General features: G+C 63.1%; 26 protein-coding genes and 1 tRNA gene. 20 read left to right on the forward strand and 7 right to left on the reverse strand.

From position 1 onward, the window contains the following. Nucleotides 1-350: 350 nt before the first annotated feature. The 16 genes from IB235_RS05200 to IB235_RS05275 all read left to right on the forward strand — a co-directional run bounded on the left by IB235_RS05200 (nucleotide 351) and on the right by IB235_RS05275 (nucleotide 16,929). A complete protein-coding gene (locus IB235_RS05200) occupies nucleotides 351-1,523 on the forward strand; it encodes a site-specific integrase (protein WP_192335938.1) in 1,173 nt (390 codons plus the stop codon). Continuing rightward, complete coding sequence (locus IB235_RS05205) at nucleotides 1,520-2,026, forward strand: hypothetical protein (RefSeq protein ID WP_192335939.1); 507 nt, start codon at nucleotides 1,520-1,522, stop codon at nucleotides 2,024-2,026. The genes IB235_RS05200 and IB235_RS05205 overlap by 4 nt, the downstream gene beginning before the upstream one ends. Before the next feature lie 77 nt (nucleotides 2,027-2,103). Then, the gene (locus IB235_RS05210; RefSeq protein ID WP_192335940.1) at nucleotides 2,104-2,364 is read left to right on the forward strand and encodes a hypothetical protein; all 261 of its coding nucleotides are present in this window, start codon (nucleotides 2,104-2,106) and stop codon (nucleotides 2,362-2,364) included. Between the two features lie 56 nt (nucleotides 2,365-2,420). After that, on the forward strand, nucleotides 2,421-2,648 hold the full coding sequence (locus IB235_RS05215; protein WP_192335941.1) for a hypothetical protein: 228 nt from the start codon (nucleotides 2,421-2,423) through the stop codon (nucleotides 2,646-2,648). Nucleotides 2,649-2,661: 13 nt separating this feature from the next. Next, a complete protein-coding gene (locus tag IB235_RS05220) occupies nucleotides 2,662-2,931 on the forward strand; it encodes a hypothetical protein (RefSeq protein ID WP_192335942.1) in 270 nt (89 codons plus the stop codon). 81 nt (nucleotides 2,932-3,012) lie between these two features. Further along, nucleotides 3,013-3,528: a YbjQ family protein gene (locus IB235_RS05225; RefSeq protein ID WP_192335943.1), complete on the forward strand. Its 516-nt coding sequence runs from the start codon at nucleotides 3,013-3,015 to the stop codon at nucleotides 3,526-3,528. 815 nt (nucleotides 3,529-4,343) lie between these two features. Further along, entirely contained in the window at nucleotides 4,344-8,342 is a 3,999-nt protein-coding gene (locus IB235_RS05230) for a hypothetical protein (RefSeq protein WP_192335944.1), read from the forward strand. Nucleotides 8,343-8,406: 64 nt separating this feature from the next. Continuing rightward, nucleotides 8,407-8,781, forward strand: a complete 375-nt coding sequence (locus IB235_RS05235; protein WP_192335945.1) for a hypothetical protein — start codon at nucleotides 8,407-8,409, stop codon at nucleotides 8,779-8,781. A 44-nt stretch (nucleotides 8,782-8,825) separates the two neighbouring features. After that, the gene (locus IB235_RS05240) at nucleotides 8,826-9,065 is read left to right on the forward strand and encodes a plasmid stabilization protein (protein ID WP_192335946.1); all 240 of its coding nucleotides are present in this window, start codon (nucleotides 8,826-8,828) and stop codon (nucleotides 9,063-9,065) included. A 1,251-nt stretch (nucleotides 9,066-10,316) separates the two neighbouring features. Continuing rightward, complete coding sequence (locus tag IB235_RS05245; RefSeq protein WP_192335947.1) at nucleotides 10,317-10,676, forward strand: hypothetical protein; 360 nt, start codon at nucleotides 10,317-10,319, stop codon at nucleotides 10,674-10,676. 518 nt (nucleotides 10,677-11,194) lie between these two features. After that, nucleotides 11,195-11,458, forward strand: coding sequence for a hypothetical protein (locus IB235_RS05250; RefSeq protein ID WP_192335948.1), 264 nt, complete (start codon nucleotides 11,195-11,197; stop codon nucleotides 11,456-11,458). Between the two features lie 2 nt (nucleotides 11,459-11,460). Then, the gene (locus IB235_RS05255) at nucleotides 11,461-11,658 is read left to right on the forward strand and encodes a hypothetical protein (RefSeq protein WP_192335949.1); all 198 of its coding nucleotides are present in this window, start codon (nucleotides 11,461-11,463) and stop codon (nucleotides 11,656-11,658) included. A 285-nt stretch (nucleotides 11,659-11,943) separates the two neighbouring features. Further along, nucleotides 11,944-13,107 carry a DNA phosphorothioation system sulfurtransferase DndC gene (gene dndC, locus IB235_RS05260; protein ID WP_192335950.1) on the forward strand — a complete coding sequence of 388 codons (1,164 nt, stop codon included), beginning with the start codon at nucleotides 11,944-11,946 and terminating at the stop codon, nucleotides 13,105-13,107. After that, nucleotides 13,104-13,304, forward strand: a complete 201-nt coding sequence (locus IB235_RS05265) for a hypothetical protein (protein WP_192335951.1) — start codon at nucleotides 13,104-13,106, stop codon at nucleotides 13,302-13,304. Before dndC ends, IB235_RS05265 begins: the two co-directional genes overlap by 4 nt. 5 nt (nucleotides 13,305-13,309) lie before the next feature. Beyond that, entirely contained in the window at nucleotides 13,310-15,388 is a 2,079-nt protein-coding gene (dndD, locus tag IB235_RS05270; RefSeq protein ID WP_192335952.1) for a DNA sulfur modification protein DndD, read from the forward strand. After that, nucleotides 15,385-16,929 carry a DndE family protein gene (locus IB235_RS05275; RefSeq protein WP_192335953.1) on the forward strand — a complete coding sequence of 515 codons (1,545 nt, stop codon included), beginning with the start codon at nucleotides 15,385-15,387 and terminating at the stop codon, nucleotides 16,927-16,929. The genes dndD and IB235_RS05275 overlap by 4 nt, the downstream gene beginning before the upstream one ends. A gap of 4 nt (nucleotides 16,930-16,933) precedes the next feature. On the opposite strand, the gene IB235_RS05280 is transcribed toward IB235_RS05275, so the two are convergent. After that, entirely contained in the window at nucleotides 16,934-17,158 is a 225-nt protein-coding gene (locus tag IB235_RS05280) for a sulfurtransferase TusA family protein (RefSeq protein ID WP_225612076.1), read from the reverse strand. Nucleotides 17,159-17,421: 263 nt separating this feature from the next. Then, a tRNA-Arg gene (locus tag IB235_RS05285) sits at nucleotides 17,422-17,498 on the reverse strand. A 101-nt stretch (nucleotides 17,499-17,599) separates the two neighbouring features. On the opposite strand from IB235_RS05285, the gene IB235_RS05290 reads away from it, so the two are divergent. Next, nucleotides 17,600-18,613, forward strand: coding sequence for a LacI family DNA-binding transcriptional regulator (locus IB235_RS05290; RefSeq protein WP_155042306.1), 1,014 nt, complete (start codon nucleotides 17,600-17,602; stop codon nucleotides 18,611-18,613). 70 nt (nucleotides 18,614-18,683) lie between these two features. Here the strand turns inward: IB235_RS05290 and map are convergent, their stop codons facing one another. Continuing rightward, nucleotides 18,684-19,487 (reverse strand): type I methionyl aminopeptidase, encoded by an 804-nt coding sequence (map, locus tag IB235_RS05295; RefSeq protein ID WP_155042307.1) that lies wholly within the window; start codon nucleotides 19,485-19,487, stop codon nucleotides 18,684-18,686. A 111-nt stretch (nucleotides 19,488-19,598) separates the two neighbouring features. Here map and IB235_RS05300 point away from each other — a divergent pair, with 111 nt between their 5' ends. After that, nucleotides 19,599-20,339: a molybdopterin-binding protein gene (locus IB235_RS05300; RefSeq protein ID WP_192335955.1), complete on the forward strand. Its 741-nt coding sequence runs from the start codon at nucleotides 19,599-19,601 to the stop codon at nucleotides 20,337-20,339. Next, a complete protein-coding gene (locus IB235_RS25790) occupies nucleotides 20,336-21,052 on the forward strand; it encodes a GNAT family N-acetyltransferase (RefSeq protein WP_192335956.1) in 717 nt (238 codons plus the stop codon). The genes IB235_RS05300 and IB235_RS25790 overlap by 4 nt, the downstream gene beginning before the upstream one ends. Here IB235_RS25790 and IB235_RS05310 read toward each other — a convergent pair. The 4 genes from IB235_RS05310 to cls all read right to left on the reverse strand — a co-directional run bounded on the left by IB235_RS05310 (nucleotide 21,049) and on the right by cls (nucleotide 24,173). Then, nucleotides 21,049-21,435, reverse strand: coding sequence for a hypothetical protein (locus tag IB235_RS05310; protein ID WP_192335957.1), 387 nt, complete (start codon nucleotides 21,433-21,435; stop codon nucleotides 21,049-21,051). The genes IB235_RS25790 and IB235_RS05310 overlap by 4 nt on opposite strands. A gap of 10 nt (nucleotides 21,436-21,445) precedes the next feature. Further along, nucleotides 21,446-22,231 (reverse strand): DUF6478 family protein, encoded by a 786-nt coding sequence (locus IB235_RS05315; RefSeq protein ID WP_155042310.1) that lies wholly within the window; start codon nucleotides 22,229-22,231, stop codon nucleotides 21,446-21,448. Between the two features lie 192 nt (nucleotides 22,232-22,423). Continuing rightward, entirely contained in the window at nucleotides 22,424-22,747 is a 324-nt protein-coding gene (locus IB235_RS05320; protein WP_192335958.1) for a 4a-hydroxytetrahydrobiopterin dehydratase, read from the reverse strand. A gap of 10 nt (nucleotides 22,748-22,757) precedes the next feature. After that, nucleotides 22,758-24,173: a cardiolipin synthase gene (cls, locus tag IB235_RS05325; RefSeq protein WP_255524288.1), complete on the reverse strand. Its 1,416-nt coding sequence runs from the start codon at nucleotides 24,171-24,173 to the stop codon at nucleotides 22,758-22,760. A gap of 104 nt (nucleotides 24,174-24,277) precedes the next feature. On the opposite strand from cls, the gene accD reads away from it, so the two are divergent. Beyond that, on the forward strand, nucleotides 24,278-25,228 hold the full coding sequence (gene accD, locus IB235_RS05330; protein ID WP_192335960.1) for an acetyl-CoA carboxylase, carboxyltransferase subunit beta: 951 nt from the start codon (nucleotides 24,278-24,280) through the stop codon (nucleotides 25,226-25,228). Nucleotides 25,229-25,240: the final 12 nt, after the last annotated feature.

The following is a 25,240-nucleotide window of genomic DNA, read 5'->3' on the forward strand; positions in this document are numbered from 1 at the left end:
CCAATTAGATGTAAATGATTTTGTAAAACCACTTTGGGTTGTAATAATCGGTTAACAAAGCTTAACGATCCTCACCATTCCATCGCGTGCCGAAACGCCACGATTCCGAATAAGAGATCACTGCAAAGCAGGGTGGGGATCGGTTTTGGCAGGGGCGGAAAAGGGCTGGTGACCCCGACAGGACTTGAACCTGTAACCTGCCCCTTAGGAGGGAAAAACAGGACCCGTCTTTTCAAGGTCTTAGTCCGATTAACTTGTTGATTTAGTTCTAGATGGTTGCAGATGGCTCCGACTGGGTCTAGTCAAATCTGGAAGCTATTCGAGACACCAACGAGACACGGGCCGCCCAGATGCCCCGCCAGACCGACGACCAGAAGATCACCACGCCCACACAACGCGCCCGGCTTACCCCGCGCCGGAAACCCTATTACCGGCGCCTGACGGACACCATTCAAATCGGCTACCGGCGCCAGAACACCCTGCCCGGGACGTGGGTCACCAAGACCCGGGCGGATGACGGGACCTATACCGAGCGCAAGCTGGACGGCATCGTGGCCGATGACGTAGGCGCCGCGAATGGCGTGGACGTGCTGACCTTCGATCAGGCCTGCGCCAAGGCCCGGGGGGTGCTGGCCCGGCCGGCCGAGGAACTGACCCTGCAGGCGGCCGCGGATGAATGGGCCGGGGGCAAGCTGGCCGAGAATGACCGCCCCAGCGCCCGGGTCAAGATCACCCTGACCGCCCGCCGGATTCCCAAGCGGTTCCCGGAAGGCCAGATGCTGCACAAGCTGACGGTGAAACAGATCCGGGAATGGCGGGACGGATACCTGATCCCCGGCGCCGATGACGAAAGGCAACGCGCCCGGCGGTCCACGGCCAACCGGGAACTGGCCGCCCTGAAAGCCATTTGCAATCTGGCCGTCCGCAACCACCGGCTGGACATAGCCCGGCCTTGGGATGACGTGCCCAAGTTCGGGCGGGCCGAGGCCTTCGGGAAACGGGTCCGGGTGCTGACCCAAGACGAACGCGAGGCTTGGCTGGCGGGCGCCCCCGACACCCCCACGCGCAACATGATCCACGCGCTGCTGGCCACCGGCTGCCGGTCCGGCGAACTGGTCACCGCGGGGCTGCGCGACCTGTCCGGGCGCCGGCTGACCGTCACCGGCAAGACCGGGACCCGCACCATGGTCCTGTCCCCCGGCACCGCCGCGTTTCTGGCCGGGCTGACCCAGTGCAAGCACGATCCGGACCGGCCCTTGCTGCCCGCCCCCAGCGGCGAACGCTGGACCGAAGAAGGGCTGATTGACGCGGTGGCCCGGGCCACGTCCAACGCCAAGCTGGAAGGCGGGGTGACCGCTTACGCGGCCCGGCATAGCTACATCACGGAACACCTCGCCCGGGGGGTGCCGGTGGTGGCGGTGGCCAAGCAATGCGGCACCTCGGCCGACATGATCGAAAAGACCTACGCCAACTTTATCGCCACGGATCTGGAAATCTGGTTCGGGGCCGAGGTGGTGCCGTGACCTACCGTCTGGACGCCATCCGCAAGGCCGCTGGCGAGATCCTGCAGCGCCACCTAGCGGCCGGGGTGGCCCTCCCCGGCGGGTTCGTGGGGGACCCCCCGCCACCGGCCCCCAGCTCCGCGCAATCGGCCCGGATATGGGCAGAACGCGCTTTGCGCGCGGATGACCCGGACAAGGCCAAGGTGCGGCTGGATCGGGCAATTGCCTTCGACAGACAGGACGCGCTGAACCGGCTGGCCGAGGCCGAGGCCAAGGCCCGCGCGGCCCGTAGCGCCGGCGGCAAGGCCCGGGCGGCCCGGCGGGTGGATCTGGGTCCGCTGATCGCACAAGAGGCCCTGCGGGCGAGGGAAAGGCGCCAGAAGCCCTTTGCCTCGGCCCGCGCGACGGCCGGCGCCATCGTGGAACGGGTAAACGACGCACTGGGCGACACGATCCAAGCGGACACCATCCGGCGCAAGGTCCCCGAGCGGGTCGGATCCACCAGAATTTTCGGGTCGGACTGACATCAGTTGGCACCGTGCCAAGCTGGGTGCCAAACCCACCTGCTAGGGTGGTCAGGACAGAATAGGAGCCCGACCCCATGACCACCCAACTGGACGCAGCGCTGGACGACCGCTTTGAACGGATTGCCGAAGCCCTGACCTGCGGGCTGCGCCCGCGCTACGCTGCCCCGGAAACCGAACTGGTGGCGGAACTGGACCTGCCCTTATCCACCTACCAAGCAGAAAAGGCGGCCGGGCGCGGTCCCCGGGTGTTTCAAATCGGGCGCCGCAATTACGTCCTGTTGCGCGACTGGCAGGCTTGGCTGGAAGGACGCGCCGGCGCCCAGACCGATGATTGACGGATCCCCCGCCTTGCGGGCAATTTGCACGGAAGGCTCACGCGGAAGGGGGAGCGATGACCGACAGTCTGGACCTGTTGCGCCGGATCGCGGCGGACCCGAACCGGCACCCCCAAGCCGAGGACCGGCCAACCCCGGTCCCGGAACCTGCCCCGCCCGTGCTGCGGATCTACGTGCAGGTGATGCCCCCGCCCACGGCCGGCCAGAACGCCTTGCGGTTCGTGCTGGGCTTTGTCGTGGCCTTCGGGCTGGCCTCGGCCGTCATTGCTGCCCTGCTCCATTGAAAGGATGAACTGCATGCTACCATTGTCTGCCGATCTTTTTGACGATCACGCCGATGACCAAGTGTCGGTCACACCCCTTGGCCGGAGTGCCGACGCCCTATGGATTGGGCACGAACAATTCCCCAACCTGCTAGAAGCGATCAAGTGGATCGTCGCTCAAAACGGCAAGGACCAACCCTATCTCGTGATGGTCCACGCCCCGGATGGTGACACCACCATATCCAGTGAGGTTCTGGCCGACCTTGTTACGCACGTTCGTTCATTTCTCCCCCAGGAAGGCTAAAAGGGGTGGGCAAGTGATGCTGGTCGCCTTCGCGCTGCCCTCGGCCGTCATTGTCGCCCTGACCCATTGAAAGGATGATCCATGGCCGCGTGTATCGACTGCCGAAAGAAGATAAGCATCTTTGAGGGTATCGGCGGGCGCTGTGCGGACTGCAGCCGCAAACAGGCATTCGGGACTGATCCGGAAACCGAGGCAGCGCGGGCTAAAGCGGCTGCCGACAAGGCCGAGGCCGAACGCAAGGCGGCTGAGCGGGAAAGCCAAATCCGGGCGGTGCTGCTGACCACGGAAACCGCGTCCGACCTGCGGGTGGTCAAGCGGTTGGACGTGGTGACCGCCGAATGCGCATTTGGCATGAACATATTCAAGGACCTGTTCGCCAGCGCCCGGGACTTTTTCGGGGGGCGGTCCGAGGCCGTGCAAAAGACCATGCGGGACGCCCGCAAGACTGCGCTTTACGAGTTGCGCCGCGAGGCCCACTTGATCGGGGCCAATGCGGTGGTGGGGGTGGATCTAGACTATGTCGAACTGTCCACCGGCGGGTCCATGGTCATGCTGGTTGCCTCGGGCACGGCCGTGGTCATCGCGGAACCGGGCTGATGGACGATGTGCGATGTCAGGTGCCTGTCGTGTCGCTCTCACTGGGCTTACCGAAGGCATACCCCATGGCCCCGGCCAAGATTGTGGCGGCCTCACCCGTGAGACAATTATTCAGCGCCAAGAGTGCGGTAATGGGAAGGCCCAGTGCTATCACGTTGAAGCGGATGAACTGCCAGCCAATGCCTTTATTGGTGCGCCACCTATTCAAAAGCCCGCCACCGATTACAGCCAGTATGGATGAAGCAAGAATTATAGAAACCCAGACCACGCGTCCCCCCCAGTTCTGCACGTCGCTTCGCCAAAGAAAGCCTAGCGAAACGAGTTAGTCACGCGGTTTCGGCGTTTCGCGCAAAAATGGACCACGGCCGACGATGCGCCGTGAACTGCTCTCCATACTGCGCTGGTCTACGACCCGTGAATGGGATCGAAGCCCACCTGCAATTGCGCTTGCCGCGGGCTGTCAGGTGGCCCTAGGCTGAAAAGGAAGCGGCCGCCCGGGCAAACGGACGACCGCGAGAGAAACCGCCGCTGCAACCGGCTGATTTCGTCCCGGAAATGTAACCCGGACAGATCCCCCGAAGCAACGGCGCTAGGCACCCCGGACGTTTTCGGCCGAGGGATTCCCGGGCGCAAGGATAGCCCGGGACGCAGTCGCCTCGCGTTACAGGGCGCTAGTTTAGAAAAGGAAAAGGCCCCGGGGGGCAAACCCGAGGCCTGATGGAAACCAAGCGGTGCGGACCGCGCTGGGGGTTTGCACAGGCCATCCTAGCATCGTCCGCTCCGCAATCAATCGGCAACTCCGCCGAGGGGAAACGATGCGCAAGACGCCTAGAACCATCCGCCGGTCCGGGATCCGCCACCAGCGCCAAGGCGAGGCCTTGGACGTAGGCAAGAGATTCGACTGGGTAGGCGGGGCGCTGGTGAAGGGCGGGACGCATGTTCCTTACGATCCCAACGGAGTGCTGCACAATTGGGACTTTGACAACTTCCGGGATTATGTCGCATGGCGCCGCGAGGCGGGGCCAGACGTGATGCTGATTGCCGGGACATGGAATCCGGGCCTTGTCGGAAACCGTCTGGAAAGGGGAGCGGGTAAAACATACGCCAGAAACAAGAAAACCACCCGGTTCGACCCAGACCACGCCGCCATCTGCCCGGTGGATTTCGACAAGCGCAACGAGGATGAAACCCAGGGACTGGCCATCTTCGGAGAGGTGTCGCCACAAACCCCGGCCGAACTGTTTGCCACCGTGGCGGACCTGCTGTCCGATCTGGGACCATTCCCTGCCTTCGGCTACGCGTCATCCTCGGGCGGGATCATCGGCCCAGACGGTGCGCTGGTGAAGCCTGCCACGACTTTCCGGCTGGACATCGGGGTGGCTTCCGGGGCGGACGTTCCCCGGCTGTTACACCTGCTGCACGTCCGGTCACTGGCCCGCCGGGTGGGGGCCTTGGGGTTTCTGTCCAACGCCGTCGAGGGCCACCACACCAGCTTTCTGGTCCGTTCGGTGGCCGACCAGATGCTGGCCCGGCCCATGCAACCGGACTTTACCGCGCCGCTCTTGCGGGACGGCCTGACGCAAGACCGGGACTGGTCGCTGTTCAACCCGGACGCGCCGCTGCTGGCAGGGATCCCGGATCCGACGCCCGCGGAACGGAAGGCGGCCAAGGATACCGAACAAGAATTGCGCGGGATGTTGCGACCGAAGATCGACGCCCATAACGAACGGGCCGATGCGGCCTACATCGCCCGACACATGGCCAAGGGGATCAGCCGTGCGGAAGCCGAACGCCGGTTGCACGACTGGCTGGAAGGCGGGGCGATATACGACGAGGACGAATTGCTGTTGCCGGACGGGTCCCCCATCACCGGGCGGGAAGCCCGGACCATGATCCGCAAGGGCGGGGAACCGATCACCATCTGGCACCCCGGCCACCTTGGGGACACACATTACCGGGACCGGGCTTCGCTGATCTGGAACAAGGGATTCCGGGCGCCGGCAATCCTGACCCATGGCGGGATCGAAAAGAAATTCACCTTCTCCGGGCATCCGCGCCGGCCGGTGGTCCCGCCCGGGGAGCCGCCGCGCTACCCGCCGCCGTCCTTGCCCCGGGACGAAGCCGCCCGGCGGATCCGCGATGGGTTGGCAGCTTTCCTCGCCCGACCAGACGGGAGGTTACTAGTCCGGGCCACGCAGGGGTCCGGCAAGACCCGGGAACTGTTCGGCGGGGACGCGCAACCCGGCCAGTTGCACGGGCAGGCTGGCAAGGTGGTTCTGGCGGCCTTCCCCACCCATGAACTGGCGGGGCAGGCCTGCGGCGATTACGAGGCGGCCCGGCTGGACTCGGGGGTCGGGGCGCGTGGGATGCTGCTGAAGGGGCGCGCCGCCGTGGATCCGGCAGCGTCCGATGGTGAGCCATTGTGCCGCGAGGGGGGACTGGCCGAGCAAGTGGCGCGCCTCGGGGGGTCGGTCCCGGAACTGCTATGCAAGACCTGCCGGCACCGCGTGGGCTGCGCCTATCTTAGGCAGGTGGCGGGGATCCGGCAGGCGGCGCTGTCCGGGGCGGGCGTGGTGATCTTCGGCACCCACGCCCACCTTCACGCGCCCTTGCTGGCCGGTTTGCCGGAGGCGGATCTGGAGCCGATCGCGCCGGACCTGATCGTGGTGGATGAACGGCCCGGCGATTTTACCGAACGGGTGGCGTTCAACGATGCCGACGCCGGGGAACTAGCGACCAGCAAGAGCAAGGGTGTCCGGGCCTTGGGGCATTTCCTGCAGCGCCACTTCGGAACGGACCAACCCGGCTGGGAGGTCCCACACCATATCGGCAAAGGGCAGGTGGCCGACATGCAGGAAGGCTTGGACCGAGTCCGCCACAAGGCCTTGCGCGAGGTGGTGAAGGCCGCCCGGGCGGAGTTGGACGCGACGGGCGGGGAGTTGATGCGCGCCGCTCTGGCGCGGCGGGCGGGGGTGCTGCTGGACGCCCTCATCCGCGACGGGGACGCATCAGGAGAGTTTTCCATACGGCCCGGGGTCAACGTCTGGCTGGACCCGGTCCAGACGGATCCGGAAGCGCCCGGGGACACGGAAGGCCGCCGCGGGCCTTGGGTGCGGGCAGCGTTCCTGCGGCCGCTGTTTCATGCCGAGGTGCCGGTGATCTTGCTGGACGGTTCGGCGGATCCAGAGGTGACCCGGCTGACCTTGGGCGGGCCCTGCGAGGTGGTGGACGCCCGGACCGAGCGCAATGCAATCGTGCATCAGGTGATCGGCGGCGGGTTCGGCAAGACCCGCTTTGACAAGGACAAGGATGCAGACGGCATATCGCCGCAAGCACGGCTGGTGGCCGGTTATATCCGCAGGGTGAGGGCGGACGTGGTTTTCTGCGCCAAGCAAGTCCGGGTCCAGTTGGAGAAGCTGCTGGAAGGTTCTGGCGTGGCCTTCGGGCATTTCAATGCGCTGCGCGGCAAGAACCATTGGCAAGACCGCAAAGTGGCCGTGGTGGTCGGACAGGTGACCCCGTCCCTACGGGAACTGGAAGCGAACGCGCGGGCACTGGCGGCCCGTGCCGGGGACGGGTTCACGCCGGCCGAGGAATGGGAGCGCAAGGTGCAGAACATCCGCAAGCGCAACGGCCAGCCCGAGGGCAGCGACACGCTGACCCATCCCGACCCGTGGGCGGCGCGGGAGTTCGAACAGATCCGGGAAGCCGAAGTGGTGCAGGCCGCGGACCGGTTGCGCTTGGTCCACAACACCGAGGCCAAGCGCATCGACCTGCTGACAGACGTGCCGGCGGACATAACTGTGGACGAGGTTTTGGACTGGGCCGAGGTGGGCAGACGCGACCGGCTGGCCGAGACGCTGGCCCTGACCGGGGCGATACCGTCTGGCCCGGAACTGGCCCGGAAAGTGCTGCCACTGGTCTGGGACGTGGAATTGCGGCAAGCGCAACGTGAATTTGCCGATCTGGAGGCGTGGCTGGACGCCAGCCTGCCCGAGCGCAAACAGATTTTGGTGAAGTTGGAAAATGGCGAAGAGGCCAGTTTTTACACGGGTTCCGGCCCGGACGCGCGGGGCCCGGACTGGTCCAGATTCCGGGGGCTGGTGTCGGCGGGGGGTGGCCTTCCAGCGGGCTTTTTGGAGATTAGGCCAAAAAGCGTCATCGCCAGTAAAGGAGCCCCTTTACTGGGCATGACGCCAAATGGCCTAATCTCGGACAAGGGGGCGAAAGGCCTTAGAACAAGCGCAACCGGCAAGCAACTCCGCCGGCCCGCCAGACCACCTCTGGAGCTGGCGGCCGAGGCCCTGACCACCCGACCGGTCATCGTCCTTAGCCCCGCCGGCTTCGTGGGTGCTGGCCTGCTCCCGTCCCTTAGCACCGCCAAGCGGGCTTTCGATAATTGGAAGGACCCGGACACCGGTTTGCCGACAGTCGGGGCCGTGCGCCCGATGGCCGAGGCACTGGCGGCCAACGGGCTGGATCCTGCCGCCTATGTCCTTGCCCAACGGACCCGCCCCGGGCCGGGCGGTGACGACCTGATGATCTGCCGCCGAGACGCCATTCCCGAATGGGCCGACCCGATCCCGCCGCCCTCGGGCTTGCTTGCCCTGCCAGAACCCGCATTCGTCCTTCCACGGATCTGGATGGACCTTCTGGCGGTCCAAGCCGAGGCCGGCCGGCAAGCGGCAAACCTGTCCGCGGCGATAGATCGGTGCAACCGGACCGCGGCAGATTTCTGGGCGATGACTGCCGATGCCGAACGATTGTTGGCGAACAAGCTGGCCTACCTGCAGGTCACGGGGCGGGTTGCCTGAAGGACTTGCGCGCCGGCTTGCCTCGGGCCGAGACTGGCCCCCACCGCCCGAAAGAACCGCGCCCATGCACCTCGCCCCCCGGACCTTCGGACTGGACCCGCCGGCCCCGCTGGCGGATCCCCGCTGCGCCACCGTCCGCGACCTGACCGGCCACCCGGTGCGCTGGTATTCCGTCCTGCCCACCTTCCACGCCCTGCAATGGTTGGACCATGAGGCCGCCCGGGCCGGGCTGGTCTGGACCGCCCACCCCGGCCCTTTTGCCTTCGCCGCCCTGCGCTTCGATCCCGGACTGGTCCGACGCTTTGCCATCACCCCGCCGGACCTCGCCGCCGCGGCACTGGAACGCCTCGGCCTGATCCAGACCCGGGAACTGCCGCGCCCCTTCCGGCGCAACCTGCGTGTCCGTCCGATCCCGGCGGACCGGGTGGTGCGCCCCTGACCGGCAAGTGGTATCCATACCGCGAGACACCACCCGAGGTTCCGATGACCCCCACCTCCGCCAGCCTTGCCGACCTGCCGCGCGACCCGCTGGCAACCGTGGCGTCCGGCGGTGGCGCGGCCGTCGCCATTCTGCCCCCAGACGCCGCGGACCCGGCATTCTATTGCGTCCCGGCCGCGGAATATGAGGCCATGCTGGACCGGATCGAAGATGCCGAGTTGAACGCCATCGCGGATGCGCGCGCCAACAGCCCCGAGATCCCGGCCAAGCTCGACGGCCTCTGAACGCCGCGCCCCGTTTTTCCGGGCCGCTGGTGACTCTTGTGCCTTCCCGGCCATCACCCTAGCCGGACCTCGCACAAAGGCCACACAGCGCCCGCACAGAGTCGCCGCGGGCCCATCCCACACCGAACGACCCCGCCGGCACCCGAACCCCTGACCCAAGGCCACCCGGCGCACCGCCTACGGGACGCCCCCACCCGGTGGTCCCGGCTGGCCGACCGACCAGCCCGCGCCCGCCGCTGCAGTCACCCCCACCCCCCGGCCCGAGGGGTAGGGGGTGGGGCGCCCCTCCTGCCCCCAGTTGCGAATGATCGCATCCGCGTTGCGGTAATCGCACGGCGCGGCGCGCGGACCGGCTGGCCGGCTGGGCCGGTGGCCCGGTCCGAGCGACTGACCCCAGCCCACCACCCGCGATCCGCACGGCCTCGGCCGCGACCGAACCCGCTGGTCAACCCCCGGTTGCCCCGGGGGGCCGCGACCCCGGGGGGTATGGTGCAAAATGCAACCCGGATCCCCGAACACCGCGCCCGGAACCTCGCAACAGAATTTCCCGTCTGAAATCGTTGCACCGGCGGTTGAACGGCCGTTTTTCCCGGCCGTTTCCGTGCTGTGGGGCCGCATTCTGGTCACCGCCAAACCCGGCTTGACCGGCGCTGACCTTCGCCCCAACCCGGCTTCGGCCAGTCCGATCCGCACCGATCCCCCACCCATGGCCGGCCGGCACCGGTCAAGTGCCGCCCGTGGCCTGTCCGCCCGGCTTGCGGTGACAGCCGCCGTTTGGCGGGCTGGTGCTGTTCACCGACCACGACCCGGCGCCGGAAAGTCCGCACAAGCGGCCCTGGGAAAACTGCAAAAGACCGCCCGAAACGACTGCCGATCACCACCCCTCCCGTGGCAATTACCGCGTCCAAGTCCTTGAACCTGACTCGAAAAACTCAAGGTAGCCTCCACAAAGAACCAGCGACTGTATCTACTCAAATCGTTGATAAAAATGTGATATTTAACCATCCCGGCCCCGGCCCCATGATTCTGGCATCAGCGATTGGGGGAAGCGCAATGCAGCGCGACCGGATGCCGACAACCAAGACCGCAAGGCCGCCCGTTTGCCGGGCGATTGCCGCTGGCCTGTCCCAGTCCCCCGCGATCCACCCCCATCCAAAGAGGCGCCGCCATGCTAGCCCGTAAAGTCCCGGTTCCGACCATCACGGTCGGAAATGCACGGTCACCTTTGGCCTGTCCGTCCCGAACCGGGCCATGAAGCTGGCGCAAACCACCGCCAAGGCCTTCCTGTCGGAGGTGGCCAAGCTGCCGGCCCCCGAGGCTGAATTCCGGCTGGCGGCCCTGCATGAAATGCGGGACGAAGTGACCCAGATCTATGACGGTCAGGCGGCCGTGGCCGCGCAACTGACCGCCGCGGCGGATGCCATATCCGGGGAGGTTTTCGAGGGATCTGGCCCGCTGGTGGAACTGGCCGCGGTCACCACTTCCCAGTTGGAAACCGCCAAGATGTTCGGCCCCGAACTGGACCAGCCCCAAGCCGAGGAACTGACCGAGCGGTTGCGGGCGCTGGCGAACCGGCTGGCGGTGGAACAGGACCACGCCGAGCGGTTCTAAGCAATGGACGACCTGCTGCGCATCGCTACCGAAGCCACGTTGGCGCTGGACGGGTCCCAAGTGGAAGATCCTCGCCCGTCACCGGGTCACGCCGGGCCTTTCCCTCGCCCTGAAGGACCTGCCGCCGGATTCCGAGCCCGAATTGGTCCGTAACCTGACCCGGGAACAGATCGAGGATCGCAAGCGCGCCCAGAACAATGCCCGCCACCATCGTCAACAGGCCGCGCAACGCGAGTTGGACCAATCGGCCGCGGCCATCTGGGAGGACGTCCAATGAAATCCGCTGCCACTGCAGTGGCGTTGACGGAATACGGCTTCACCAAGACCGACGATTTGCGCGCGTCCACCCATGCAGAGCCGGAGGGCGGCAGGGAGTTCATCCCGATGCCCGATCTGGCACTTCCGGCCCCTGTCCGGGTGCAGGCCTTGGCGTCCGGCGCCCTCGGCCCCCTCGCGCTGATCCCTTCCGCCCCCCGGCAACTGGTCGCGGCGGTGAGCCGGAAACAATCCTCGGGGACTTGTATCAACAGGTTCTGTCCCCCGAGGACATGGATTGGCTGGTGAAGCTGGAAGGGCCGCTCTTGTGGCCGGCCACGCTGGTCCGGGTGGTCCAGTTCATCCGCGAGGGTCTGACGCCCCTGCAGGTGGCCAAGCTGAGCCGTGTGATCCGCACCGCCAGCCAAGCCCACATGGGGCCGGTCCTCTTGGGCGGACTTTGTCCCCAACGCATCGCCCAGGCGGCCCTCGCCCGGTCCCGCGATGAACTGCGAAAGGCCGCCTGACAATGAACCGCCCCGATCCGCTTGCCGCCCTTGCCGCCGAGGATCTGGCCCTGCCGCATCTGGCCGAGGCCGTGTTGGCCCCGGTGATGGATGAGACGATTCTGGTCCGCTTCCACGCCCGTGCGCCGAGGGGAGGTTCATCCGGCTGCATGGACGGGTCCCTCACCTCTACCGCCCGCCGCATCGGTTCGCGGCACTGACCCGCCCAGTGATGACCGCCTTGCTGGATCCGAGCATGGGAGAACTGCCATTGGCCGAACGGCTGGCAATCCTGCCGACCCTGACTGCGCAAACCGTATCCAACCTCGGTTTCCAGCCGCCAATTTCGTAACCAAGACGCTGCGATGGCGCGGCAATAGGGTTCAGGGATCCACTCAAAAAACGCGGGGCGCCAGCCCCTGGAAGCCCGCCGGAACCCATTGTGGATTGACCCATGGCGTGCGACTTGAGAAGTTCGACAGCAAGAACAAGATAGGTAGTGTCCAATGGACGACCTCCGACTGCATGACTTTGCGGACGCTTCGCTCGAAGAGGCGATCCGTGTCATCGAAGCAGAGATACGGGACGAATATCTCCAACCGCACTCATACCCCTGGGTAATTGGCTATTCTGGCGGCAAAGACAGCACTCTCGTTGCTCACCTCGTCTTTAACGTTCTCCTCGCGCTCCCAAAGAGTCAGAGGAAACGCGAAGTACATATCGTTTCGAATGACACGCTCGTAGAGAGCCCTCTGATTATCAAGCACATAGCCCACAGTATTGATCAGATCAGAGACGGAGCGCATGCCCTAAGGTTGCCAGTTCGGACTACCATTACCCGGCCGGCAATTTCCCAAACTTTTTGGGTGAACCTTATCGGCCGCGGATATCCCTCGCCAAATCGGACTTTCCGGTGGTGTACTGACCGAATGAAGATCCAACCAACAAGCGCGTACATAAAGTCCCGTATCGAAGAAGCTAAGAATGTGATTCTGCTGCTCGGCGTCCGTCGAAGTGAATCTTCAACCCGAGCAGCATCTGTTAAGCGCTATGATAACGGCGAGAGATTGAATCGCCACAACGATCTTGTCGGGTGCCTCGTATTTCGACCGATCGTAGAACTAACGACGGACGATGTGTGGGAATACCTGGGCCAGAATGACGCACCTTGGGGTGGTGACCATCGCAAGCTTATCAAGCTGTACAGAGACGCGGGTGGCGGAGAATGTCCCGTCGTCACCCAGAAATCTGATGCGCCATCATGCGGCAGTTCGTCGTCACGCTTCGGCTGCTGGACGTGCACGGTTGTCGATAAAGATCGCAGCCTTGAGGGCTTCGTAGAGTCAGGGTTCGAGGAATTTGGCGTCCTACTCGACTTCCGCGATTGGCTCGTATCAATCCGAAACGACCCGAAGAAGCGACAAGCACGCCGTCGGAATGGAACGATCACGATCACTAGTACAGGAACCTATGTGCCGGGCCCCTTCACTATGGATGCCAGACAAGAGATCTTGGATAGGCTTCTGAGCATTCAAGGTGGGATCGATGTAGAGCTGATTTCCATTGATGAGATTGAAGAGATTAAAAGGCTCTGGTCAGAAGAACTCACAGCAAATGCGTCTAGACAGGCCAGCGCGACTGTCGACACTATTAAGAAGGATAAGCCATGACTCAAAATGTCGTTGTGTTGCTTGACAACCCCGAAGGCAGATCTCTGGTAAGGGACGAATGCATCGAGAACAGGATTATTTTTCAAGAGTTCGTCGACTTGGTGCAAGCCGAAGTTGATCAAACAGGCAAGCAGAAGAAGAGAGGCCTCTGGGACCAGTTCGATGATATTCTGGATCGCATCGAGATGGGAGACTAAGTCTAATGTACCTCAAGAGCATCGTTTTGCGGGACTGGAAGGCATACGCTATTGCCTCTTTTGACTTTCCGGAACCTTCCAAAAACCGCAACATCGTTCTGATCGGCGCCCAAAATGGATACGGTAAAACATCGCTCTTTGAGGCAATTGTTCTCGGCCTATTTGGTCAAAGTGGTTTACCTCTAGTTGCTAGATCACCTTTTGCCAGCGATGACAAACAGCGCTTGGCGACATCATACAAAAACTTCCTAGAAAAAGCGCTACATCGCGGGGCAACGGATGCTGGGCGGAGTTCATGTTCAGTAAAACTAACGTTCGTGGACGATGATGAAGAGATCGAAATCCAGAGAGTATGGTATTTCAGCGAGCGCGGGCAGTACAAGGCCGCAGACGAAGAGGTAAGAATATACGAGGGTACGACAAAGAAGGTGGTTGGCCCTCGGGCCGCAGACGACGGCGATGACCTCGAATGGTACCGAGACTATATCGCGAAGCGTTTTTTGCCTTACTACCTCGCCGCATTCTTCCTGTTCGATGGAGAACAGGTGAGCGCATTTGCCGAGCGCGAGATGGCGGCGCAAGTGCGATCGGGTATCGAGGGACTTCTCGGAATCCCCGTTTTACGTGAACTCGCCCAAGACCTCCGTGCCTATGCGCGGGTGAGGAAGAGCGAGGTTAATAACGTCAGCGACAACACAATCGAGCGTATCGAACTCGAACTTGACAATCTCAATTTTCAAAAAGGGAAGAAATCCGACCGGATTTTGGAACTCGAGCCAGATCATGCGAGCCTGAAGGAGCAACGCGAGAAGCTAACCCGCGAACTGGCAAGCTTCGGGGCCGGCTCACAAGCTCAGTTTCAGGAGCAATATGAGAAGCTTAACCGCCTTCAGCGAAGCGTAGAAGATGGAAAGTCTCAACTCGAAATTTTGCTGGCCCAGGACATAGCGCTTGCCCTTTCGGGTCGAGGGCTGCGTGAACAACTGAAAAAGGCCCTTCAGGGTGAGATCATCCGTGAAAAATGGATTGCTGGGCGCCAGCAGGGCGACACCAACCTAGAGCGATATGTAGAAAGTGTGCGCGGCTCACTGGATCGTATTCAGCCTCACTTGGATAACACACAAAGGGACGCAATCGTCTCGATCGCGCGAGAGGCTTGGGAGTCACTCTGGAGCCCGCCGCCGGGCGGCATGGCAGAGGAAATTTCCCATTCATATCTTAACGAAATTGACAGAGTGAAAGTCATTGAAAAGATCGACTCGCTAGAAGAGCTTGGCGCGCCTCAGGTTGTCGAACTACTAGACCAGATCTCTGCGGATGAAGATGCCCTTTACAAACTGCAGCAGGAAATTACGCGAACAGAGACGATCACCCCTCACATTGACAAGAAGAAAAACGATCTTAACGCGGTAAATAGTCGTTTGAGCGAAGTTGACCAAGAACTTGGCGCTTTACGCAGAGAGGTCGTAGTCTACGAATCGGACGTCACGAAAAAGAACGCTGAGTTGTCGAAATTATCTGGTCAGTGGGATCAAGCGAAGCCATCCCTACGGCGGGCAAGCCGCGCGTTGAAAGTCGCGTCAATGGTGGATAGCGTTGTTGCGCAGGCGGTGCCCAGCCAGATCTATGCTGTTGCTAAGGCGATGACGGACGCGCATCACTCGATGGCGCACAAGAAGGACTTAGTGAACCGTATCGAGATAACGGAGGATTGCGAAGTTCGGTTGTTGAACTCGCAAGGAGTAGATTTGCGAAACTTTGATCTGTCGGCTGGTGAAAAGCAGATCTTTACTCAGGCGCTTATTTCAGCCGTCGCGTCGGTTTCAAAGCGTTCATTCCCAATGGTAATCGATACTCCGCTGGGTAGACTCGATGTTGCACACAGGAACGGAGTTTTACGGCATCTTGTTCAGCGCGGACATCAGGTAATTCTTTTAACAACAAACACGGAGGTGGTCGGCGAATACTTGGACGCGATAGAACCGCACGTGCAGAAGAAGTATCTTGTGTCCTTTGAGCGAGTCGGTGACATCGGCGTTTCATCCGTGACCGAAGGCTATTTCAGCAACGGAGACCGTCCGTGACTCTTTCCATCGTAGAAGTCGCCGGAGCCAATTTCCGTACCGACGAGGCCTCTGATGAGCTCAATTCGGAGTTCATGAAGCGCCTTGGTATGAAGAAGCGTTACTTGCCAGCCCGTCTTGCCCTGTCGCGCTCCTTAGGGGTGGCATCGCCTCCAGAACCGATCTCTTCTGAGTCCGACTGGGGCAAGACGATCAAGGGGGACACCTTCTTCGGAACTGGCGGAGATCTGATATCTTGGATCGCGCTCATTGTTCAGCACAGGCCTGAGCAAGATTACGATCTGCGTGCACTTGTCGCCGCTGTTGCCGCGCACTGGCGACGCGGTCTTACACTATTAGACTCGGACTGGAAGCAAAGCAGCGAAGACATCTCCAAGTTTGTCCGCACGCTTGTTGAGCATGCCGAGCTACCGTTTTCCGGCAGAATGAGGCTGCATGACCGACAACATCGCAGCAAAGCCTTCGCCAGCAGTGGTCTGCTCTCCGTTCCAGTGGGGGAAATTTCGACAGAAGCAAGTACCGGTGCTGAGATCGAATGGGTTCTGAATGGAGCCGGTTGCTCTCCTCACAGCGCACTAATGGGCGGCGTCGGCTCCGGTAAAACCAGAACGGCTGTTTCCATTCTCCGTGCCCTCCGCAAGGCGGCCCCGCTTCCGGTTATCGCCTTTGACTTCAAGGGCGACCTCGCAACTGACGAATCGGGCGGCGGCTATCATCTTGAGCAACTCTTTGACGCGACTGTCATTGAGCCGCCGCGGATGCCCGTGCCGCTTGATGTGCTGGCGCTTCGTTCTCGCGACGACATTGACCTTTCGCAGAGTGCATCCCGCTTCCGGGAATCGTTCTCAAGGCTTAAGGGCGCCCGACTCGGCGACAAGCAGAGGGATGCGGTTTACGAAGCTGCCTCGCGCGCGCTACGCTCTAGTACGCCCTGCGAGTTAGATGATTTTCAGACAGAGCTGATGAACGTTTACGCGGAGCGGGAGATGAAGGAGGACGGCGCTATCGCTGCCGCTCGCGAAGTCTGCCGGTTCCCATTGTTCACGCCAGAACTCTCACCTGAAGAATTCTTCACTCGGTCGTGGATCATCAAGCTCCCTCCACATGTGGTGGAGGAGAGTCGGTCAATCGTGGTGAACCTCGTCTTGGACGCACTCGACCAGTATCTTAACAGCCTGCCTGACACTACGGTGGCGGAAGACGGAAGTCGGGGGATGCGGATCATTGCCATGATCGATGAGGCCCATCGGATTCTTGGCTCCCGCCTACCTTCCTTGTCCAACCTAGTACGCATGAGCCGGTCAAAGGGTGGTGCGGTCATGCTGATCTCACAAAGTCCCGACGATTTCAGCGGCGAAGAAGATGACTTCTTGAGCGAGATGGGGCTCGTTGCCGCGTTCTCGACAAATGCCCCTTCAAAGGCTGCAGCACGCATTCTTGGTCGCGGGGCTAATCTTGCCACCCTTTCCACGGGCCAAGCCTACGTAAAAAGGCGCAACGACAATGCGGCCCGCAAGGTCCAGTCATGGTCAGCAAAATAGCCGACTATTTTTGCACCAAGAATTTGTGGCCGCCGGCAATGTCGGCGGCCTCTAATAGGGTGAACTTCAGCTGTTGACACATATGCGGGATATCGATTTGCGCAACGGGATCAGTCGTCTCGATCAACAGCCTTTGCCCAACTGACATTTTTTCCAGCATTTTCTTCGCCTTGATTACCGGGATCGGGCACAGGGTGCCGCGTGCGTCGAGATGTTGATCGTGGAGCATAGTCATCCGGCTTGTAGGTGAAAGCCTACATCCCTTACCTCAAGTCGTCGACGATTACGAGATCGGCCGTATGCCGGGGGACTGGGACAGTTGCGATTGCCGCCGCACAAGGGGGGCGTCCGAAGTTTTCGAATCCCTTCGTTCTGATCCCAAGCGCTGCTAGTACCTGATCCTGGCATTCACGGACACCCTCGCGTAAACGCCATTCGAGACACCTAAGAGACACAAAGCTCCTTAGCTCCAGCGTAAGTGACTGATTTTTATGGTGACCCCGACAGGACTTGAACCTGTAACCTGCCCCTTAGGAGGGGGCTGCTCTATCCAATTGAGCCACGGGGCCGCCGGAGGTTCTTTTGCCCGCATCCAGCGGGATTGGCAAGCTTGCCGCGAAGGGCCAGACGCGATAACGGTAACAGGATTGCGTGCCGGAAAAGTCATAATATGAAAAAACCCCGCCGTCCCCTGACCTTGCGTGATGTGTCGGAAGCCTCGGGCGTCTCCGAGATGACCGTCAGCCGCGTCCTGCGCAACCGCGGGGACGTGTCGGCCTCGACGCGCGAGAAGGTTCTGACCGCGGCCCGCACGCTGGGCTATGTTCCCAACAAGATCGCGGGCGGGTTGGCCAGCCAGCGGGTGAACCTTGTCGCAGTCGTCATCCCGTCGCTGTCGAACATGGTTTTCCCCGACGTGCTGGGCGGGATTTCGGCCGAGTTGGACGATACCGGGTTGCAACCGGTGGTGGGGGTCACGAATTACAGCCCCTCGCGTGAGGATGCGGTCCTGTATGACATGCTGTCATGGCGGCCCTCGGGGGTGATCCTGGCCGGGCTTGAACACAGCGCCGCCGCGCGCGCCATGCTGGACAATGCCGGACTGCCGGTGGTCGAGATCATGGATATCGACGGCGATCCGATCGACACTGCTGTCGGTATCTCGCATCGGCGGGCCGGAGCCGAGATGGCCGAGGAGATCCTGAAGTCCGGCTATCGCCGCATCGGCTTCATCGGCACCCACATGCCCGAGGACCATCGCGCCCGCAAACGTCTGGCCGGGTTCGAGGAACGTCTGGGCCAGTCCGGCGTCCTGCTGGCCGCGAGGGAATACTATCAGGGCGGGTCGTCGCTGCAAAAGGGGCGCGAACTGACCGAGCGCATCCTGACCCGCGAGCCCGATCTGGATTTCCTGTATTTCTCGAATGACATGATCGGTGCGGGCGGGCTGCTGTGGTGCCTTGAAAAGGGCTACGATGTTCCGGGCCAACTGGGGCTTGCGGGCTTCAACGCGGTGGAGCTGCTGGACGGCTTGCCCATGCGTCTGACCACCACCGATGCCCGCCGGGTCGAGATCGGGCGTCGCGCCGCGCGCATCGTCGCAGGCAAGGAAGCCGCGCCCGAAAACGGCATCGTGGCGTTGGCCCCGACTTTCCGCACCGGCGACACCATCCGCAAGCCGTGAAACGGAAACGGGCGCGCCACTCGGCACGCCCGCATTGGGTCTTTCAGCTACGAAATCGTCAGCCGCGACCTTAATTGTAATCGGGGTAGAACAGACCGGCGGGCGAAAGGGTGAATATCTCGCACCCATCGGCGGTCACGCCGATCGAATGCTCGAACTGGGCCGAGAGCGACTTGTCGCGGGTGACCGCCGTCCAGTCATCGGCAAGAACCTTGGTTTCCGGGCGACCCAGATTGACCATCGGTTCGATGGTGAAGAACATGCCCTCCTCCAGCACCGGGCCTTTGCCGGGACGACCGAAATGCAGGACGTTCGGCGGCGCGTGGAAGACCCGGCCCAGACCGTGACCACAGAAGTCGCGCACCACCGACATGCGTTGGCTTTCGACATAGGCTTGGATGGCGTAGCCGATATCGCCGAAGGTGGCGCCGGGGCGCACGGCCTCAATCCCCTTCATCAGGCTGTCATGGGTCACCTGAATCAGGCGCTTGGCCTTAACGCTGGGCCTGCCCGCGACATACATGCGCGAGCTGTCGCCATACCAGCCGTCGACGATCACCGTCACGTCGATGTTCAGGATGTCGCCTTCGGTCAGCAGCTTCTCGCCCGGAATACCGTGGCAGACGACATGGTTCACGCTGATGCAGCTGGCATGTTGATAGCCGCGATAGCCGATGGTCGCGCTGACCGCGCCCAATTCCTCGACACGGTTACGGATGAAATCATCCAGCGCGCCGGTCGTGGCGCCGGGCTGGACCAGCGGCCCGACCTCGTCAAGGATCTGCGCCGCGAGCCGCCCGGCCGCGTGCATGCCCTCGAACTCCTGAGGCTCATGGATACGGATACCCTCGCGGGTCTGGCGTGCGTCGTTCATCTTTTCCTCATGCATGGTTGCCCCACAGATAGTCCCGCAGGGCCACTTGTTCCAGTCCCGCGCGCGGACCTATAGATTGTTGCGAGAAAATGAACGCCCGAGGAGCGTCCCATGCATTCCGACAATCCTACCGCCGCCATCCTTGTCATCGGGGACGAGATCCTTTCCGGCCGCACACGCGAAGGCAATGCCCATCATCTGGCCGGGGTGCTGTCCGCGACCGGCTTCGACCTGCGCGAAATCCGCGTCGTGGCCGATGACAATGCCCAGATCGTCGCCGCGATCCGCGCTTTCGACAAGAGCCTTGGCGGGGCCTATGACCTGCTGTTCACCTCGGGCGGGATCGGGCCGACGCATGACGACATCACTGCCGATGCCGTGGCCGAGGCGCATGGCACCACGGTCGAAATCCACCCCGAGGCCCGCGCCATCCTGCAGGCGCGCTGCGACCGGATGGGAACCGAGCTGACCGAGAATCGCCTGCGCATGGCCCGTATTCCCGTCGGCGCCCAGCTGATCGACAACGCGGTTTCCGGCGCGCCGGGCTTCTCGATCGGCAATACCCATGTCATGGCCGGTGTCCCCGAGGTGTTCCGCGGCATGGTCGCTTGGCTGATCCCACAACTGCCGGGCGGATCGCCGGTTCAGTCGGACACCATCCTTGTGCGGCGTGGCGAAAGCGACGTGGCCGAGGGGCTGAAGGCCGTGGCCGAGGAATTCGCGGATCTGTCGCTGGGCTCCTACCCGTTTCAGGACCCGTCGGGCTGGGGCACCAACCTGGTGATCCGCGGCCTTGATTCCACGCGCGTCGCCGAGGCGATGGCCGCGCTGAAGCAAAGGCTAGACCTGTGACCCCGGATACCGCCGCCGCCCATGCCTTCGAGGTGACATGGCCAGCGGCGGAATATCGGGACAGCGGTGCATTCAGGACCGGACGCGGCCTTGGCGCGGGCGGGCGGGTCAGCTCGACCATCGCCCTGCGCCCGGACTGGAACCCTGATGATCTGGACGCCGCCGAGGCCGTCCATCACCACTGGGACCAGCGACCGATGTTTCGGATGCCCGACAGCGATCTGACGCTGCGCGAGGCGCTGCTGGCCCGCGGCTACCGGCAGGAAACCCCGACCGCCGTCATGGCCATCGACTGCGCCGCGCTGACGCGTGAGTTGCCGCCAATGACCGCCTTTGCCATCTGGCCGCCGATTGCGATGCAGCGCGACCTGTGGGCGGCCGGGAACATCTCGGCCGAACGGCAGGCGGTGATGGAACGCGTGAATGGTCCCCATACCTCGATTCTGGGGCGGATCGACGACCGCGCGGCGGGGGCGGGTTTCGTCGCGATCGCGGGCGATGTCGCGATGGTCCATGCAGTCGAGGTCGCGCCGCAGTTCCGGCGTCGCGGGCTGGCAAGCCACCTGATCCGGGCCGCGGCAGATTGGGCCAGCGCCAACGGGGCCGCGCGAATGGGCCTTGCCGTCAGTCGCGGCAATACCGGCGCACGGGCGCTGTACGACCGGCTGGGCTTTGTCGAGATCGGCGCCTACAGCTACTGGGCGCGGCCTTAATTCCCCAGCGCGATGCGGCGCAGCTCGCGCTTGACCAGATCAAGTTCACTGCGCAGCAGGACGATCTCGGCGCGCAGGTCGTGATCCAGTTGCCGCCCGGCAACGATGTTGAGCGAGGCCAGATGGAAGGCGCCGGGCTGCAGGGCCTCGCCTTCCTTGCCCTCATCCTCCATCAGGATGAAGCTTTGCACGCCGTCCGACAGTTTCTGCGAAGGAATGGCGGCGGCGATGCGCCAGCTGCCCTCTTCGTCGCCGGTCGTCACGCGGGCCTCGCCGACGCGTTCGCCCAGATGCACCAGTACCAGCCGGACGGGTGCAGTCTCGCGGCGCAGGATGCCCTGCCAGATGCCGCTTTTCAGTCCCAGAGATTCAAATCTGTCCAACTTGGCCTCGTCAGAAATCGGCCCGCAAATGGCGGGACAGGAACAACTCGCGGATTTCGACCGCGCTCATGCCGGGAGATTCAAAGATCAGGTCCAGCCAGATCTTCTCAAGCCGCTTCTCGTTCATCTCGGTATAGGCCAGATCGAACTCGATCACCCGCTGGCTTTGCAACCCGGCCTCCAGCCCGTGCAGATGCTGCAGCACCTCGTCGGTATTCGGGCCGTGGCCGATGTTCAGGCGGGCATAGACGTTCAGCGGACGCTCCAGCACCAGCGTCGTTTCCAGCCGCAGGATATGGTTGCGGGTCAGCCCCTCCAGCGCCTCGGTCGGCAGGTCGATCGAGATCGACAGGAAGCTGCCGGTGAAGCCAAAGACCTCAAGCCGCATACCAAAGGGCGACAGATCGGTCGCGCGGGGGTTCTGCACCTGCTCAAGGATCATGGCGCGTTCGTTGCAATCGTGCCAGACCGCCGCCCGATCCCCCAGCCGTGTGCCCGGCTCGGGGACTGCAACCCCGCGCGGCGTGATGTGGCCGGCCATGAAGCCCGGACGCCAGCGCCAGTCCGTCCCGCCGGGCAGATCCAACGCATCCAGCGCCACGCGCGAAATCGAGGCCTTGCGGTCGCCCCGCATCAGGAAACGGTTCAGGCTGGCGCGCAGGGCATGGGCCTCATCCGCCAGTCCGCGGATACGGCCATGCGCCATGAATTCGACGCTTTCCGCCATCTCGGCCCATTGGCGCATTGCGCGCTCACGGGATTTCCGGTCAAGCCACCTGCCCGGTCTCACCGCCATTCGACGCCCTCATCAATCATTGATCCAAACAAGAACTTGTCTGCCACGGCAACGTGACGGCCGCCGAGGCTTATGCGCTTAGCGATCTTAAGGCACAGCCAGCCCGACCCGGCAAGGGTCCCCGACCACCAAACAACGCGGCATTTTGCCGGATGCGGGCGATCCGACCGCAACAGCCCGTGATCGCGGCAGTCAACCCGCCGCCCGGTCCAGACGGGCCGCCATGGTCAGATCGTTCATGGTGACGCCCCCGGCAGAATGGGTGGTGAACGTGACCGTGGCCTGTCCCCAGCCAAAGGCGATGTCGGGATGGTGGTTTGCGGCCTCGGCCTGCCATGCGGCCAGATTGACCAGAGCAGCGGCCTGCCGGAAATTCTTGAACCGCCATTCGCGCCGGATCGCCTTGCCACCTTCGGTCAGGCTCCAGTCAGGCAGTTCCGCCAGCCTTTCGGCCAGTTCGGATGCGGCCAATGCGGGCGCGCCGTCGATGATGGTGCCTTCGGCCAATGTCGTCATGATCGCCCCCTCATAGGATCGGCGCTGCCAGCGCCAGCAGGTTGTTGCGCAGCCGCCGCCACAGGGACCAGGCGCGGATCTCACCAATGGTGATCGATTCGGACCGCGCGATATAGGATTCCTGACGGGCGTCCAGCTCGGCGGTCAGGTCCTCGCCAACGAACAGCATGTTCATCTCGTAGTTCAACTCGAAGCTGCGGCGGTCCATATTGGCGCTGCCCAGCATGGACATGCGCCCGTCGGCGGTGATGATCTTGGCGTGAAGCAGCCCGTCCTGGAACAGCATCAGCTTAACCCCAGCCGAGACGAGACCATAGTAGAACCCCTCGGACGTTGCCTGCACCACCAGCGAGTCATTGCGCGCGGGCAGGATCATCGTCACATCGACGCCGCGCCGCGCCGCCGTGCGGATCGCGGTGTCCAGTGAACTGTCGGGCACGTAATAGGGCGTCGTGATCACCAGCTTTTCACGCGCGGCATGGAACATGGTCGCCATGCAATCCGAAAGCGTCCCCTGCCGGTCATCCGGCCCGGTCGCCACGACCTGCGCGATGTCGCCCTGCGGCAGCACCGAGGGCACGGTCTGCAGCATGTCGCCCAGATCCTCTCGCGCATAGCTCATCCAGTCCTGCAGAAAGACCGCCTGCATCTGGCGAACCACCGGCCCTTCGATTCGCAGCAGGACATCGACCCAGGGGGCATAGCGCGGCTTTACCGCAAATGCCTTGTCGGCGCAGTTCCGGCTGCCGGTAAAGCCCAGCACATGGTCGATCACCACGATCTTGCGGTGATTGCGCAGGTCCATGCGCCGGAACAGACCGCCGATGATCGGCAGGCCAAGCGGCAGAGCCTCGACGCATTCCGCGCCCGCCTCACGCAGCTCGCGCCAGCTGTCGGAATAGCTGAACGCCCGCGAGCCGAAGGCATCGATGACCGCGCGCACCGTGACGCCCCTTTGGGCGGCGCGGATGGCGGCTTGTGCGACGGCGCGACCGGACACGTCATCCAGCCAGATATAGAACAGCAGATGGACATGATCCTGCGCGCTGTCGATGGCCGCCACCAGATCGTCGATGGCGCTGTCTTCCTCAGAGAGCAGGCTCGCGCGGTTGCCCGCGACCGCACCGAATCCCGTCGTCGCCCGATTCGCGGCGATCAGGGGGGCGGCGAAATCGGGCGGGTTGCGCACCAGTTCGGGGCTGGGCCGCCACAGGCCCGACAGCCGAGAGCGGACATTGGCCATATGCTCGACCTCGGCGCCGCGGGTACGAATCTCTCCGAAAAGCACATAGGCGATGATGCCGATCAGCGGCACCAGCTCGATCACCAATATCCATGACAGGCGGACCGTGGGTTCCAGCCGCGGACGCAGAAGCACGCGGACGGATACCGCCAGCGCGATTGCATAGTGAATGAACACAAACATCTGGGTCCACATGCCTGACATCAAAGCCCGGCCAGCGCGGAATTGCAATTCCGCTGCCGTTTGCCTAAGTGGACGGCTGAAGACAGCGCAAGGGGCCTTCTCGGATGAACTGGATCACCAACTATGTGCGTCCGCGCATCAATTCGCTGTTCTCGCGCCGCGAAGTGCCCGAGAACCTGTGGACCAAATGCCCGGAATGCGGAAACATGCTGTTCCACCGGGAACTTGCAGACAATCTGAATGTCTGCACCCATTGTGACCACCACCTTGCGATCACCCCGCGCGACCGATTTGCCGCGCTGTTCGACGGTGGCGTCTTCAACGAGGTCAAGGTCCCCGAGCCGGTCGCCGACCCGCTGCAGTTCCGCGACCAGAAAAAATATCCCGACCGGATGAAGGCCTCGCAGAAATCCACTGGCGAGAAAGAAGCCATGCTGGTCGCCGAGGGCGAGATGGGCCGCACCCCCGTCGTTCTGGCGGCGCAGGACTTTTCCTTCATGGCCGGCTCGATGGGCATGTATGTCGGCAACGCGATCATCGCCGCCGCCGAGCGCGCCGTGAAGTTGAAGCGCCCGCTGGTGCTGTTTTCCGCAGCCGGTGGCGCACGCATGCAGGAAGGTATCCTGTCGCTGATGCAGATGCCGCGCACCACCGTCGCGGTGCAGATGCTGAAGGAAGCAAAGCTTCCCTATATTGTCGTCCTGACCCATCCGACGACCGGCGGCGTGACCGCCAGCTACGCCATGCTGGGCGACATCCAGATCGCCGAGCCGAACGCCCTGATCTGCTTTGCCGGTCCCCGCGTGATCGAACAGACCATCCGTGAAAAACTGCCCGAGGGCTTCCAGCGCGCCGAATACCTGCTGGATCACGGCATGCTGGACCGCGTCACCCATCGCAAGAAGATGCGCGAGGAGCTGATCTCGATCCTGCGCATGGTCATGCGCCAGCCCGCGCCGATCGCAGCCGACCTGCCCGCGCCGGGCAGCATCGCACAGCCCGCGGCCGAACACGCGCCCGCGGCTGCCCCGGAACCTGCCGCGAAACCCGCCTGAGCGGGGCCGCGC

Origin of the sequence: Paracoccus sp. PAR01 (assembly GCF_014851995.1) — a bacterium.
Taxonomy (GTDB): Bacteria; Pseudomonadota; Alphaproteobacteria; order Rhodobacterales; family Rhodobacteraceae; genus Paracoccus; species Paracoccus litorisediminis.